Origin of the sequence: Nocardia sp. NBC_00565, assembly GCF_036345915.1 — a bacterium.
GTDB lineage: Bacteria > Actinomycetota > Actinomycetes > Mycobacteriales > Mycobacteriaceae > Nocardia.
Window position 1 is genome coordinate 2,061,333 of the sequence record NZ_CP107785.1, and the last position, 13,435, is coordinate 2,074,767.

Annotated in this window: 15 protein-coding genes and 1 riboswitch; of the genes, 8 read left to right on the plus strand and 7 right to left on the minus strand. The window is 66.9% G+C overall.

Going from position 1 to position 13,435, the window contains the following annotated elements:
* The first annotated feature begins 25 nt into the window (after positions 1 to 25).
* Positions 26 to 1,153: a M24 family metallopeptidase gene (locus tag OG874_RS09965; protein WP_330254828.1), complete on the plus strand. Its 1,128-nt coding sequence runs from the start codon at positions 26 to 28 to the stop codon at positions 1,151 to 1,153.
* A gap of 69 nt (positions 1,154 to 1,222) precedes the next feature.
* On the opposite strand, the gene OG874_RS09970 is transcribed toward OG874_RS09965, so the two are convergent.
* Positions 1,223 to 1,633 (minus strand): PPOX class F420-dependent oxidoreductase, encoded by a 411-nt coding sequence (locus tag OG874_RS09970; protein WP_330254829.1) that lies wholly within the window; start codon positions 1,631 to 1,633, stop codon positions 1,223 to 1,225.
* 776 nt (positions 1,634 to 2,409) lie between these two features.
* On the opposite strand from OG874_RS09970, the gene OG874_RS09975 reads away from it, so the two are divergent.
* The 4 genes from OG874_RS09975 to OG874_RS09990 are packed head-to-tail and all read left to right on the plus strand — an operon-like array spanning position 2,410 to position 5,891.
* Complete coding sequence (locus OG874_RS09975; protein ID WP_330254830.1) at positions 2,410 to 3,165, plus strand: SDR family NAD(P)-dependent oxidoreductase; 756 nt, start codon at positions 2,410 to 2,412, stop codon at positions 3,163 to 3,165.
* Between the two features lie 57 nt (positions 3,166 to 3,222).
* Positions 3,223 to 4,503, plus strand: coding sequence for a precorrin-6y C5,15-methyltransferase (decarboxylating) subunit CbiE (gene cbiE, locus OG874_RS09980; RefSeq protein ID WP_330254831.1), 1,281 nt, complete (start codon positions 3,223 to 3,225; stop codon positions 4,501 to 4,503).
* A 57-nt stretch (positions 4,504 to 4,560) separates the two neighbouring features.
* Positions 4,561 to 5,151: a hypothetical protein gene (locus OG874_RS09985; protein ID WP_330254832.1), complete on the plus strand. Its 591-nt coding sequence runs from the start codon at positions 4,561 to 4,563 to the stop codon at positions 5,149 to 5,151.
* Positions 5,148 to 5,891 (plus strand): cobalt-precorrin-6A reductase, encoded by a 744-nt coding sequence (locus OG874_RS09990; RefSeq protein ID WP_330257242.1) that lies wholly within the window; start codon positions 5,148 to 5,150, stop codon positions 5,889 to 5,891. Before OG874_RS09985 ends, OG874_RS09990 begins: the two co-directional genes overlap by 4 nt.
* A 1-nt stretch (position 5,892) precedes the next feature.
* Here OG874_RS09990 and OG874_RS09995 read toward each other — a convergent pair whose 3' ends face one another.
* Positions 5,893 to 6,423, minus strand: coding sequence for a PadR family transcriptional regulator (locus tag OG874_RS09995; protein WP_330254833.1), 531 nt, complete (start codon positions 6,421 to 6,423; stop codon positions 5,893 to 5,895).
* A gap of 101 nt (positions 6,424 to 6,524) precedes the next feature.
* On the opposite strand from OG874_RS09995, the gene OG874_RS10000 reads away from it, so the two are divergent.
* Positions 6,525 to 7,160, plus strand: a complete 636-nt coding sequence (locus OG874_RS10000) for a GntR family transcriptional regulator (protein WP_330254834.1) — start codon at positions 6,525 to 6,527, stop codon at positions 7,158 to 7,160.
* Between the two features lie 329 nt (positions 7,161 to 7,489).
* Here OG874_RS10000 and OG874_RS10010 read toward each other — a convergent pair whose 3' ends face one another.
* The 4 genes from OG874_RS10010 to OG874_RS10025 all read right to left on the minus strand — a co-directional run bounded on the left by OG874_RS10010 (position 7,490) and on the right by OG874_RS10025 (position 10,621).
* Complete coding sequence (locus OG874_RS10010; protein ID WP_330257243.1) at positions 7,490 to 7,753, minus strand: dihydrofolate reductase family protein; 264 nt, start codon at positions 7,751 to 7,753, stop codon at positions 7,490 to 7,492.
* On the minus strand, positions 7,750 to 9,438 hold the full coding sequence (gene cobJ / locus OG874_RS10015; RefSeq protein WP_330254835.1) for a precorrin-3B C(17)-methyltransferase: 1,689 nt from the start codon (positions 9,436 to 9,438) through the stop codon (positions 7,750 to 7,752). Before cobJ ends, OG874_RS10010 begins: the two co-directional genes overlap by 4 nt.
* The gene (locus OG874_RS10020) at positions 9,435 to 10,070 is read right to left on the minus strand and encodes a precorrin-8X methylmutase (protein ID WP_330254836.1); all 636 of its coding nucleotides are present in this window, start codon (positions 10,068 to 10,070) and stop codon (positions 9,435 to 9,437) included. Before OG874_RS10020 ends, cobJ begins: the two co-directional genes overlap by 4 nt.
* 113 nt (positions 10,071 to 10,183) lie before the next feature.
* Positions 10,184 to 10,621 carry an Lrp/AsnC family transcriptional regulator gene (locus OG874_RS10025; protein WP_330254837.1) on the minus strand — a complete coding sequence of 146 codons (438 nt, stop codon included), beginning with the start codon at positions 10,619 to 10,621 and terminating at the stop codon, positions 10,184 to 10,186.
* A 138-nt stretch (positions 10,622 to 10,759) separates the two neighbouring features.
* On the opposite strand from OG874_RS10025, the gene ddaH reads away from it, so the two are divergent.
* Positions 10,760 to 11,635 (plus strand): dimethylargininase, encoded by an 876-nt coding sequence (gene ddaH / locus OG874_RS10030; RefSeq protein WP_330254838.1) that lies wholly within the window; start codon positions 10,760 to 10,762, stop codon positions 11,633 to 11,635.
* A gap of 114 nt (positions 11,636 to 11,749) precedes the next feature.
* On the opposite strand, the gene cobG is transcribed toward ddaH, so the two are convergent.
* Complete coding sequence (gene cobG, locus OG874_RS10035) at positions 11,750 to 12,925, minus strand: precorrin-3B synthase (RefSeq protein ID WP_330254839.1); 1,176 nt, start codon at positions 12,923 to 12,925, stop codon at positions 11,750 to 11,752.
* Positions 12,926 to 13,004: 79 nt separating this feature from the next.
* Here cobG and OG874_RS10040 point away from each other — a divergent pair, with 79 nt between their 5' ends.
* The gene (locus tag OG874_RS10040) at positions 13,005 to 13,148 is read left to right on the plus strand and encodes a hypothetical protein (RefSeq protein ID WP_330254840.1); all 144 of its coding nucleotides are present in this window, start codon (positions 13,005 to 13,007) and stop codon (positions 13,146 to 13,148) included.
* A 175-nt stretch (positions 13,149 to 13,323) separates the two neighbouring features.
* Positions 13,324 to 13,423: riboswitch (cobalamin riboswitch) on the plus strand.
* Positions 13,424 to 13,435 lie beyond the last annotated feature (12 nt).

Below are 13,435 nucleotides of genomic sequence, written 5' to 3' on the forward strand. Positions count from 1 at the left end.
CTCGAGCCGGGTAACGTCGGACGGTATGAGCTCGCACACGGAGTCCCGATTCGCGGCGGATGTCTACGGTGATCGACTCGAGCGGGCGGTGCAGCTGATGCGCGCCGCTCACCTGGATGCCCTATTGATCACGCCGGGTCCGGATCTGCGCTATCTCATCGGCTCGGCGGCGGAATCGTTCGAGCGTCTGACCTGCCTCGTTATCACGGCCGACGGCGCGACCCCGTCGGTGGTCATCCCTAAACTCGAACTGGCATCGCTGGAGGGTTCGGCCGCCGGCGACCTCGGTCTGCAGGTGCTGGATTGGGTCGACGGCGTCGATCCGTACCAGTTGGTGAAGTCCGCGCTGCACGTCGGTTCCCGGGTCGCGGTCACCGATGTCATGCCCGCACTGCACCTGCTGCCCCTGGCCGAGTCCGTCAGCGGTCTGCCCACTTCGGCGACGCCGGTGCTGCGCGAACTGCGAATGATCAAGGACCAGGCCGAGATCGAGGCGCTGCGGCGCGCGGGCGCGGCCATCGACCGAGTGCATGCGCGGATGGGTGAATTCCTGCGCGTCGGGCGCACCGAAGCCGAGGTCGGCGCGGATATCGCGGCCGCCATCGTGGAGGAGGGGCATACCGAGGCGGCGTTCGTCATCGTCGGCAGTGGACCGCACGGCGCGGATCCACATCACGGCGTCTCCGATCGCGTCGTCGAATCCGGCGATGTGGTGGTGATCGACATCGGCGGCCCGGTCGAGCCCGGCTACTACTCGGACTCGACCCGCACCTATGTACTCGGTGCGCCCAAACCCATCGTGGCCGCGCAATTCGCCGAACTCGAGCGCGCCCAAGCCGCCGCCGTGGCCGCCGTTCGCCCCGGCGTCACCGCCGAATCGGTCGACGCCGCCGCCCGAAACCCGTTGACCGAAGCCGGTTTCGGCCCCGCCTTCGTGCACCGCACCGGCCACGGCATCGGCCTGTCGGTCCACGAGGAGCCCTACATCATCGAGGGCAACACCCTGACTCTCCAACCTGGCATGGCCTTCAGCATCGAACCGGGCATCTACTTCCGCGGCGACTGGGGTGCGCGCATCGAAGATATCGTCGTGGTGACCGAGGACGGGTGTGAGTCGATGAACCAGCGTCCGCATGGGTTGACGGTGCTCTGAGGCGCGAGGGGCCGCGCCTGGTTCATGGTGCTGCGTGGGGCGAGCTATCCGTATGTGGCGGAGTCGAATTCAGTGTGCAGCGCCGTTGAGTGTGCTGCTGGCCAGCACCCGCTCGACTCGGATCTCGATGACCACGCGGGTCGGGTTCTCGCGGGGAACGCGGTAGCGGCCCGCATAGCGGTCGACCGCCTCGGCGACGCTGTCCGGGTCGTCGAGCACCACCGCTGGGCCTTCGAGGGTGAGCCAACGGATTCCGTCCACCTGGCTCACCGCCGCGTACCCGGAGCGGCGCACATTGCGCACCTTCACCGAGCCGTCGTTGGTGATCACCCGTGCGATTCCGCCCTCCTGATCCCAAGTGAATCCGACCGCCACCACATGTGGCGTGCCATTGGCACGCAACGTGGACAAGGTCGCGAGGTGCCGCTCGGCAACGAATTCGAGCGCGGCAGGGGACAACTGTGCAGTGGTCGTCGGCATCCCCCGACCGTAGCCCGCCGCACTCCGCCGCCCAAACCCATGCCCGCAATCCGCGCTCCTGAACAGTCGCGCGAGACAGCGTGGTTCGGCCAGGCGTATCAACCGTGGGCGCTGTGCCGGTCCGCCGCTTACGCGGCACGCCGCGACCCTGGATAGCTCCTTTGTGCGGCGTTCGCACCCCGATGGGCAGTACTAGGGGTGCGACGGCCGAAAGAGGGGGCGGATCACGAGAGATGACCGCGCGAGGCGGGGCGTGGACGACGGAGCGCGCCGCGAAACCTGTGAGCCCGGGAGTGGTCCTGGAGCGCGGAGTCGAACGGCGCAGCTTTCGGTATGTCGCAGATTTTCGGTCCCAGTAGGTGAGGGTCATTTTGAAGGTTGGATTTATCCATTGGATTATCTGGATATGCGCATCTATATATGAATGGCGCTTATCGCTTACGCACCAAACTCGCCACCACTTCAAACCCACAAGGACACCGGAGGGGTGAAATCAGGCGCGGACTCGTGTCGCATCCGAGCGCGACAGCAGAGGGGTTGTGAGTGGAGTCGGATCTCGAGGAGGGGACGGTGAGTGGCTGGGGGTGTGAGCGGTGCCTAGGCGTCCGGGCTCGTGGCCAGCGGGGCCGGTGAAGGGGCCGACAGCGGCTGCGGATTGCGAAAGGGGGCGGGAGAGGTGCGCGCCGGAAGACGAGGCGCTATTGCGTGGGCGGGTAGCTGGGGATCGGGGATGGCGGGGTGCACGAGGTGTGGGGGTGGGGTGAAAGACTGACGGTATGGGATTGCGAGGGATTGCCGAGGGGGCGGTGGTGGTGCTCGGGGGGCGCAGTGAGATCGGGCTGGAGGTGGCGCGGCGGCTGGCGGCGGGGCGGGTGGTTGTGCTCGCGGCGCGGCGCAGTGGGGAGTTGGTCGAGGAAAGTGCGGTGGTCGCGGCGGCGGGGGCAACGGCGGTGCACACAGTCGAGTTCGATGCGGACGATACGGCCGGTCATGCCGCGCTGTTGGAGAAGATCGCGGCCGAGCACGGTCGGATCGGGGTGGCGGTGGTGGCGTTCGGGGTACTGGGCGATCAGGCGCGGGCCGAACGCGATCCGGCGCACGCGGTCGCGGTGGTGCACACCGATTATGTCGCGCAGGTCAGCGTCCTCACCACGCTCGCGAATCTGCTGCGCGCACAGGGCGAGGGCCAGATCGTGGTGTTCAGTTCGTTCGCGGGTGCGCGGGTGCGCCGTGCCAACTACGTCTATGGATCGGCGAAGGCCGGCCTCGATGGATTCGCCAGCGGTCTGGCGGATGCGTTGCACGGCAGCGGCGTGTACCTGCTGCTGCTGCGTTGCGGTTTCGTCATCGGCCGCATGACCGAGGGCATGGACCCGGCCCCCATGTCGAGCACCCCCGACCAGGTGGCCGACGCGGTCGTGCGCGGCCTGCACCGCCGTGCGTCCCGAGTCTGGGTCCCCGGCATCCTCCGCCCGGTAATCTTCGCGATCCGCCTACTGCCCCAACCCATCTGGCGCCGGATGCCCCGGTGAGCGCCTTTTCGGGTGGAGTTGGCGGCCGACGCTCGCGGTGCGGCTAGGAGTGCGGTAGTGGCGGAGTGGGGCGGAGCGCCGATCTCGGTGGTCGGGATCGGCGCGGATGGCTGGTTCGGGCTCGGATCGGCTGCGCGAGAAGTGGTCTCGCGTGCCGAGGTGCTGTTCGGGTCGGCGCGCCAACTTGCGCTGATTCCGGATGACGTAGTCGCGGTGCGGCAGGAGTGGCCGTCGCCGTTGGTGCCAGCGCTGCCCACGCTGTTCGATGACTACGCGGGTCGGCGATTGTGTGTGTTGGCCAGTGGGGATCCGATGTTCTATGGCATCGGGGTGAGGTTGGCGCGGCTGTTCGGGGCGGGGGCGTTGCGGGTGATTCCGCAGCCGTCGTCGGCTTCGCTCGCGTGTGCGCGGCTGGGGTGGGCGCTGGCGGAGGTTCCGGTGGTCAGTGCCGTCGGGCGGCCGGTGGCGACGGTATTGCCCGAGTTGGTGGATCGGCGGGCGGTCTTGGTGCTGAGCGCCGATGAGCACACCCCTGGTCGAATCGCGGAGCTGTTGCGGGACAATGGATTCGGGGAATCGACGCTGACCGTGCTCGAACAGCTCGGTGGTCCGGGCGAGCGGATCGTGACCGAGCGAGCGGCGAAGTGGGAACTTCCGGCGGGTGATCCGCTCAATATCGTGGCGATCGACTGCGTCGCCGATCCGAAGCGCCCGCGGGCGACGCGGCTGCCCGGACTGCCGGACGGCTTTTACGGCGGCGACGGGCAGCTGACGAAGTCCGAGGTCAGGGCGTTGACACTGGCCGCGCTGGCACCTGCGCCGGGGGAGTTGCTCTGGGATGTCGGCGGGGGTTCGGGGTCCATCGCGATCGAATGGTGCCGCACGCATCCGAGCTGTCGGGCGGTGAGCTTCGAGCGGCTGGAACACAGGCGGCGGCAGATCGCCGACAACGCCGCCGCCCTAGGTGTCCCGCACGTCGGTGTGCGCGCGGAGGTGCTCACCGAATTAGGAAAATCTACCGAATCAGCGCCTCCTGACGCTATTTTCGTCGGTGGCGGCCTCACTGAAGGTGGCGTACTCGAGACATGCTGGTCGCATCTACGCCAGGGTGGGCGTTTGGTGGCAAATGCAGTGACCGCGGAATCGGAAGCGCTGCTGCTGAACTGGGCCGCCGCGCACGGCGGTGAACTGCGGAAGTTTCAGATCTACCGGGCCGAAGCCCTCGGCAAGTTTACGACCTGGCGACCGCAACTGCCGGTCACCCAGTGGTCGGTGGTCAAGGAGGGCCCGCTCCGAAAACCGCACGTTACGGGTGAAACGGACTCGTTTCACCGGTAGGGTCGGTCCCCGAGATCCGGTCGTTATCGCCGGATCCGCGTCCTATTGGGGAGATTTATGAAGTACAAGAAGTTTGCCGCTACCGCGATGATGGCCGTTGCCGCCACCGGTATCGCGGCGGGTACGTCCGGCGCCGCTCCAGCGGCACCCGCTCCGGCCGTGCAGAACCAGGCCGCGCCCACCGTGCAGGGCGAGGACCACGGCGTGAACTACGCGGTGCAGATGGTCGACAAGTCGATCGTCGCGGCCGTCACCGGCGGGACCTTCGGCCTCGACGCCGACCAGAAGTACGTCACGGTGAAGAACTCCGAGGGTGCGCTCGTCACCTCGATTCCGCTGAAGGCGATGGTCGGTGACCAGCTGATCCCGATCGCGGCCACCATCGACGACTCGGCGCAGAAGCTGACCCTGACCCCGGACGTCAAGCCGACCGCCAGCGCGGTGGCGGCCAGCGCCGAGGCCATCTCCTCGCAGGAGTGGTTCTTCAGCGAACTGCAGCGCGCTTCGCTCGGCGCGGTCATCGGCGGCATCATCGGGTTCTTCTTCTTCGGTATCGGACTGCCGGTGGGCGCGCTCATCGGCCTGCTCATCGCGGGCGGCCCGGACCTGATCAACGCGGGCATCGCCTACTTCAGCGGGCAGCCCTGAAAATTCTGATTCTGGGCGGCACCCGGGAAGCCAGGGAACTCGCCCATATCGCCTCCGGCGAGCGAGGATTCGATATCGTCTCATCGCTCGCCGGTCGTGTTCGTGACCCACTGCTACCCGAGGGGCCGGTGCGGATCGGCGGCTTCGGCGGCGTCGATGGTCTGCGGAAGTGGTTGGTGGCCAACGAGATCGCGGCCATCGTCGATGCGACACATCCATTTGCGGGCACGATCAGTGCGAATGCGGCAAGTGCCGCAACAGATCTCGGTCTACCGCTGCTGCATGTGCGGCGACCCGGCTGGTCCGAAAAACCCGGTGATCGTTGGATTCGGGTGCCCGACCTCGATGCGGCCGCACACACACTCGTCGGTCTGGGCGACCGCGTTTTCCTGACGATCGGCCGCCAAGGAGTCGCCGCCTTCGCGCGACTGACGGACCAGTGGTTCCTGATCCGCGCCATCGACCCGCCCACCGGCGAGTTGCCCCCGCGCCACGAATTACTCCTTGCGCGCGGACCTTTCTCGCCTGCCGACGAATCGCGCCTACTCGCGCAACACCGCATCGATGTCCTGGTCACCAAGGACAGCGGCGGCGACCAGACCGACGCCAAACTCGCCGCCGCCCGCGCGGCAGCCATACCCGTGGTCGTCGTCGACCGCCCCGCGCTGCCGGTCGACGCGGTGGTCGCCGCGACGGTCCCGGACGCTTGGGAATGGTTGTGCAAGTGGAAATCCCGGTGATTCAGCGGCCGAGCAGCTCCGGTAGCTGGTCGAACCACGCCAGTACCGTGCGCTCGTAGCCGATACCGAATTCGAGGGTGGCGTGCTGGTAGGGGGACATCCCAGTGTGGTTGTCGGTGAGATAGCGGTCCAGGCGCTGCTGGTGAATCTTCCTGTTGGCGGCGATGATTCGATCGAGATGCTCGGGATCGACGTGCTCGCCGAACGATAGCGTCAGCAGCAGCGGCACCCGGATGGTCTCCGCGCCAGGATCGCGGGCCACCCATTCCAGGAAGGCTTCGCGCCCGGCATCGGTGATCTGATAGGGCGTGCGCTCCCGGGCGCCGGTCTGGCCCTTCTCGACCAGCCCGGCCGCGTCCATCGCGGCCAGTTCCCGATACACCTGACTCTGCGTGATCGTCCAGAAGTCGCCGATCCGGTCCTGGGCCTGGGTCACCAGATCCCAGCCCGACATCGGACCGTCGTGTAGAAATCCGAGCAGCGACGCCGCCGTGGAATTCAGCGACTTGCGTGCTGTCGAGGTATTCGTCAACAGACTGCTCCCTTCGCTCTCAACGTTCCATAGTGGAATATTATACGACTCGCATGCCGGGCGGCTGCCGACTTCTATCGCGTGTCGCTAAGATACTACTTGTGTCTAAGACGTATTCATCGGCCGAGCTGGCGTACCGCGAGGTCAAGGAACGCATCCTGACCGGTGCGTTGCCCGGTGGTGAGCTCATCAGCGAGGGCGAGATCGCGACCGATCTCGGCATGTCCCGCACCCCGGTGCGCGAGGCGTTTCTGCGACTCGAGGTGGAGGGGTGGATGAAGCTCTACCCCAAGCGCGGTGCGCTGGTGGTGCCGATCCCACCCGCTGAGGCCGAGCATGTCGTACACGCCCGCTACGTTGTGGAGACCGGGGCGGTGCGCGCAGTGATCGCGGCCGATCGCTCGGCGCTGATCGCCGAACTGCATGCCTCGCTCGCGCGGCAGCGCGAGGTGGTCGCCGACTTCGACCGATTCGCGGTGGAGGACACCGACTTTCATCGCACGTACGTGGTGGCCGCTGGAAATCCGCTGCTCACCGGGTTCTACGACTCACTGCGTGAACGGCAGCGCCGTATGAACAGCGCCGCGCTGCACCGCGGTTCGACCGATACCGCCCGCATCATCGAGCAGCACACGCGGCTGGCCGAGCTGATCGAAACCGGCGATGTGGCCGGATTCGCCACCGCGCTCGTCGATCACATGTCCGGCGTACACCAGCTCGAACTGCGAGGCCTGTAGTGGCAACGCTGGCCACCGTCGAAACCCGATCGCCGGAACTCCGGCAGGGCTCGGGTCGGTGGTGGGGCGTCGCGGCCGCGATGTTCGCGATCGCCTGGGGCGGAAACGAATTCACGCCGCTGCTGGTGATGTACAAAGCAATGGATTACCCGTCACCACGGTGGATCTGCTGCTGTTCGACTACGTGCTCGGTATCGTGCCCGCGTTGCTTCGTCGCCCGCAACTATCGCGACTGAGCGGGCTCCGGCATTCATGAAGATAACCCGTCGAGCCGGGGAGACCGCCTGACAGGTTGGGCGTGCATCCCCGGTCGTGAGCGGTGCGGGCGCTCAGGAGTTCTTCGGCCGGTAGACCAGTTCGGTGACCCCACAGTCGAACTGTGTCGCGAACACCAGGTCCAGCCGGGTGGTGCCACCGAAGACCGGCATACCCGCACCGATCGCGGTCGGACTGACGAACGGGTGCAGTTCGTCGATCAACCCCTCGGCGATCAGATTCGAGACAAGCGTGCCGCCGCCGTAGACGATGATGTCGCCGCCCGGCTGGGCCTCGAGCCGGTTGATGTTCTCGGCGAGGTCCGGGACCGGAATCAGCGTTGGTAGCGGCGCGAGGTGTAGACCCGGGTGCCGTGGTCGGACTCGATGACGGCGGTGGTGGACGCGCCGATGATCAACAGTGTGCGCATGTCGACCTCGGCCGGATCCAGGTCGGCGAGGGTGATCACTCGAACGGACTCGGTGGGGCCGCCGACATCGCGACCGAGCACCACCGGGGTATCGGGTTTACGGTGCTCCAGCAGCACATCACGCATGGCAGCGACCTGCCAGGTGCGCTGACTGGAGGCCGGATTGTAGATCGCGATCGCCATATCCGCCGCGGCGACCGCCGAAAGGCGTTGCGCGACAACCTCCCACGGCTTGAGCCGATCCGAGAGCGAGATCATCGCGTAGTCGTGGCCCAGCGGTGCGCCGACCCGGCTGGCCACCGCATTCGCCGCGGTGAGCCCGGGTAGCACTCGCACCGGCACGCCGCGCCACTGTGGGTCTGCGGATTCCTCGAACACCGCCGCCGCCATCGCGAACACCCCCGGATCACCGGAGGACACGACCACGACCTTGGCTCCCTGCCCAGCGAGATCCAATGCCATCGCGGCCCGTTCGGACTCCACGCGATTGTCACTGGCATGCCTGCGCTGCCCGGGACGCGACGGCACCCGATTGATGTAGGTCGTGTAGCCGACGAGATCGGTCGCTTCGGCAAGTGCGCGTTCGACTTCGGGAGTTGTCCAGTCGGGAGAGCCCGGCCCAAGCCCCACAACCACCACTTCGCCGAGCTCCGAGGCAGCTCCGTTGTCGGCGCCAGTCCCGTCGCCGGGGCCCGAAGCGGCTCCGCGCTCGGTGGCATCCTCGCCACTGAAAATGCGTGAGGCCGAACCGGCACCCGAAGTTCGGGACCGGCCGGTCGGGACTGCCCGCCCGGTGTCTGTAGTCGACACGTCGGCTGCTCCTGCTCTGTGCTGCTGAGCGCGCGCCGAATTCGCAAGGCGTAGTGGGGTTGTCGGCCGGGGGCCGGGGACGAGGGTGATGGAGAAGTACGGTACGTCGGCGTCGTCGACATCATCGGCGGCGAGCACACGCTCGCGGGTGCTGCTCGCGCGCTCGATGTAGTAGGCGTCGGCGAGGCGTCCGGAGTCCGAGAGGGCTTGGCGCACACCCGGGTAGGTACGGCCGAGCTTCATGATGGCGGCGGCGTCGGTGTCGCGCAGGCGGCGGGTGAGCTCGTCGGTTGGCAGGGTGCCGGGCAGTACGGTCAACACCTGCTCGCCCTCCACCAGCGGTGTGCCGAGGGCGGCCGAGGCCGCACTCACGGAGGTGATGCCGGGGATGATCTCGGCCTCGAACCGGTCGGCGAGGCGGCGGTGCATATGCATATAGGAGCTGTAGAAGAGGGGGTCACCCGCCGCGAGCAGTGCGACCGACCGGCCCGCCGACAGATGTACGGCGAGGCGCTCGGCGGAGTGCTCGTAGAACTCGTCGATGGCCCCTTGATAGCCGCCGGGGTGATCGGTCGTCTCGGTGGTCACCGGGTAGATGAGGTGCTCCTCGAGCTGGTCCGGGCGCATATACGGCGCGGCGGTCGCGCGCGAGATACTGCGACCGTGGCGCGCGCTGTGGAAGGCGATGACATCGGCCGCCGCGATCACCCGCGCCGCCTTGACCGTCACCAGCTCCGGATCGCCGGGTCCGAGCCCGACGCCCCACAACTTCCCGTTGCTCATTCCTGTTCGCTCGCAATCGCATTCAGCGCCGACGCGGTGATGGCGCTGCCGCCGCGTCGCCCGCGCACGGTCAGATATTCGACTCCGCCGAACTCGATCAGCGCGTCCTTGGATTCCGCGGCCCCGACGAACCCGACCGGAATGCCCAGAATCGCGGCGGGCCGCGGTGCCCCCGCGTCGATCATGTCGAGCAGATGGAACAATGCCGTCGGCGCGTTCCCGATGGCGACCACCGCGCCATCCAACCGATCGCGCCACAGTTCCAGCGCGGCGGCCGAGCGCGTATTGCCCAGCGCCGCAGCCAATTCCGGCACCCGCGGATCAGCGAGCGTGCAGATCACCTCGTTATCGGCGGGCAGCCGCTTACGCGTCACCCCGGACGCGACCATATTCGCGTCACACAGAATCGGAGCTCCGCCCCGCAGCGCCTCCCGCGCCGCCGCCACCACCCCGCTCGAAAACGCCACATCTCCCGCCAGATCCACCTGCCCACACCCATGGATCATCCGCACCACCACCCGTGCCACGTCGTCCGGAAACCCACTCAGATCCGCCTCGGCCCGGATCGTCGTAAACGACCGCCGATAGATCTCGGCCCCATCAGTGAGGTAACCAGCACGAACATCGGACATGCGCACCACCCTAAGAGGTCCCCCCACCCCCACGCCCCCGCGGGTCACATCCGTCGAGAATGCGCTGGTACAGGTAAACGTCCAGGCGAACTGCACGAGCGCATTCTCGACAGTCAGGTTCGGGGGCGCTCGAGGATGCGGGACATGACTATGGAGCTTCGGGTGCGGCCTACTCGGGTGTTTTCGCGGATTCGTTCTACGGTGGATTCGATTTCGGCCATATCGGTTGCCATGACGTGGACCAGGGCGTCGGCTTCGCCTGCGATGGTCCAGACGCCGACGACCTGGGGGATGGGTTCCAGGCTGCGGCGGAGTTCGGCGGGGGTGATGTTGTCGCGGTAGTAGACCTCGACGTAGGCCTCGGTGGTCCAGCCGAGGGCGGCGGGGTTGACCAATGCGGTGAAGCCGGTGATCTGGCGGCTGGCGACCATTTTGTCGACGCGGCGCTTTACGGCGGGGGCGGAGAGGCCGATTTTCGCGCCGATCTCCTGGAACGAGGCGCGTGCCGATTTGAGCAGATGCGCCAGAATTCGTCGGTCGATGTCGTCCACGCCACACTCGCTCTCGACTAGCACAATGATTCGCTGGATTTACATGATCTTGCGCAATGAATCGTTGTTTCTGGCGCAATAGTAGGCGAATTACCTTCGTGTCAGTGGAATGATCCGCGCCTACCTCCGGGAGACACGTTGACCTCTGTAACCACCCTCCGCATCGAGCCCGCTTCGCGGCAGCCGACACCACGACGGTTCGTGATGTGCCGCCCGGACCACTTCGACGTCTGCTACTCGATCAATCCGTGGATGGATCCGCAGAAACCGGTCGAACGTGCGCTGGCGCTGTCGCAATGGGAGACGCTGCGCGCGACCTTCGAGGGGTACGGCCATCGCGTCGACGTGGTGCCCGGTGAGCCTGGTCTGCCCGATATGGTCTTCGCCGCGAATAGTGGTCTGATCGTTGGCGATCGGGCGATGTCGGCGCGGTTCACCCACCCCGAGCGTGCCGCCGAAGGTCCCGCGTATCACCGCTGGTTCGCGCAGCGGGGTCTCATCGAGCTGGTCGAGGCAGCCGAAATCAACGAAGGTGAGGGCGACTTCCTGCTCGTCGGTGAGCGCATGCTCGCCGCGACCGGATTCCGCAGTTCGCTCGCCGCGCACCGCGAGGTCGAGCGGTACTTCGACCTGCCGGTGGTTTCGCTCGAACTCGTCGATCCGCGCTTCTACCATCTGGATACGGCGCTGATGGTCCTCGACGACACCAATATCGCCTACTTTCCGCCCGCCTTCAGCGCCGAAAGCCAGGCCGTTCTTGCTGGGCTCTACCCGGACGCGATCCGCGCTACGGACGACGACGCGGTGGTGCTCGGTCTGAACGGCGTGTCCGACGGACTCAACGTCTTCATCAGCAGCCGTGCCGAAAATCTGGCCGCTGAGCTGCGCGGACAGGGTTACAACCCGGTGGGCGTCGAGCTGTCGGAGTTGCTCAAGGCCGGTGGCGGCGTGAAATGCTGCACCTTGGAGATCCACGAGGATCCGCGGAGCGAGCCGACCGCAGTTGCCTCCTGAACTGTGCCACGGGCGGTAATCGAGAGCCAGCCCTCAGGATCGACAGTCGAGGTGGCGTGTAGATCCGCAGCGATGCCGCCACCATATCCCGGCGATGATGAGCGATGCGGGCTGTCAGTTGATCCGGTAGCCGTCCGCGGTGGCGACGATATCGGTCACCGCGCCGCGGGGGCGGCCGCAGCGGCGTTCGCATCCGGACCAGTGCTGACGTCCCGCAACGGTGACGTCTTCGGCGTCGCGAACTTCCATGGTCCGAACGTCCTCCGACGCAGGCAGCACCCGACCCGACTCGACGGCGGCGGCCGCGTCGGCGCGGACATCGGTGCGGGACTTCGCGCAGCCGGGTTGCCCCGCGCAGGCGCTGACCTGGAGCCAGGGGGAGTTGGCGTCGAAGATGAGGCCGATCGGGGCGAGCACCCGGACAACCTGTTCGGCGGGCCATTCGTCGAGATCGGTGATCACCAGGCTGCGCCAGGGCGTGATGAATATGGGCCGTTCGATGGCGACGATGAATTCGGCGATGCGAGCGGGGAGGGAGCCGAGCCGCACAGCGGCGCCGAGGCTGACCAGACCGTTGTCCTGATCGAGCCAGCCGATCGGAATGTCTTGGGCAACACCGAATTCCAGCCGATCGGGGCCGGGCGCCAAGCCGAGTATGTCGATCACCCGCTGCGCGCCGCCATCGACTTCGTGCAGCCGCCACTGACCGGAGCCGAGGTCGAGGAAGCCGTGCGCGGCGGCGAGCAGTACCTGGACCGCGTCGGCCGCGGAAATCCGGATGCCGGAATCGCGACCGGCCAGCACCACCGCGAATTCGTCCGCGCCCGTGGCATGTACGCCGATATCGCCACCGAGCCCGCTGATATCGCCACGACCGTCGTCGAGGGTGAACAACACCCGTCCGGGCAGTTCGGCCAACCGCGCCGCGGCGCGCAAACCTTCGTCGAGCTCCGGGACCAGCTCGTGCACATCCGTCCAACCGCCGATCCGGCCCGACAGCGGCGAGGCGACGATATTGCGCACCCGCTCATGCGTATGACTCGGCAGCAGCCCGGCCGCCGACAACCGCTCCGTCAGCGCCGCCGCATCCCGCACCTGCCGCAATTGCACATTCCCGCGCGAGGTGAGCTCGATATTCCCGTCGCCGAGGTCCCCGGCCGCCTCGGCCAACACCTGCAGCTGCGCCGGTTCCAGCCGCCCACCGGGCAGCCGGATACGAGCCAGCGGTCCGTCGGCCGCCTGATGCAGCCGCAGCACACCGGGACAGGAGTCGGGATTCGTACGCGTCATGACCCGTCAAGCCTACGACCTGCCCCACCGTGTTATTCGGAAGCGGCCTCAGTGGTCGGTTATTAGGGTGAGCGAATGAGTGAAATCTCTACCGTTGCACGGCAAGACCCGTACCTTCGTCGGCAGCTACGCCATCGGCGTGGAACGCACTGCCGCAGGCTGGCGCGTCGACAAATTCCACTACCTCCTGAAGGTGATCGACGGAAACGCCGACCTGACCTGAGCGTTGGGTACGGCGGACTGGCCCGGTTTCACCGAAGCGTCCAGCGGGCGTCCTTGCCACCGAGCGCTGGGTGGACCGTGATTCCGCCGGACTGCGCGATTCGATCGGACGGAGCATGACGCGGCCCGCGACGACACTTTTGAGGCGCCCACCGGTCGAGGAGAGGTGGCGGGCTAGCATCTGGGTGCTCGGCGGGCGATGAGGAAACCGGTGGAACTCCGGTGCGGTCGCGCCACTGTCAAAAGCCAGACCCTCTCCGGCGAGCACCGTAACCGATGGGCGCGTAA

Coding starts and splice junctions, on each gene's coding strand:
- OG874_RS09965 (WP_330254828.1), top strand. CDS start 26: ATGAGCTCGCACACGGAGTCCCGATTCGCGGCGGATGTCTACGGTGAT.
- OG874_RS09970 (WP_330254829.1), bottom strand. CDS start 1,633: ATGCCGACGACCACTGCACAGTTGTCCCCTGCCGCGCTCGAATTCGTT.
- OG874_RS09975 (WP_330254830.1), top strand. CDS start 2,410: ATGGGATTGCGAGGGATTGCCGAGGGGGCGGTGGTGGTGCTCGGGGGG.
- OG874_RS09985 (WP_330254832.1), top strand. CDS start 4,561: ATGAAGTACAAGAAGTTTGCCGCTACCGCGATGATGGCCGTTGCCGCC.
- cobJ (WP_330254835.1), bottom strand. CDS start 9,438: ATGAGCAACGGGAAGTTGTGGGGCGTCGGGCTCGGACCCGGCGATCCG.
- OG874_RS10020 (WP_330254836.1), bottom strand. CDS start 10,070: ATGTCCGATGTTCGTGCTGGTTACCTCACTGATGGGGCCGAGATCTAT.
- cobG (WP_330254839.1), bottom strand. CDS start 12,925: ATGACGCGTACGAATCCCGACTCCTGTCCCGGTGTGCTGCGGCTGCAT.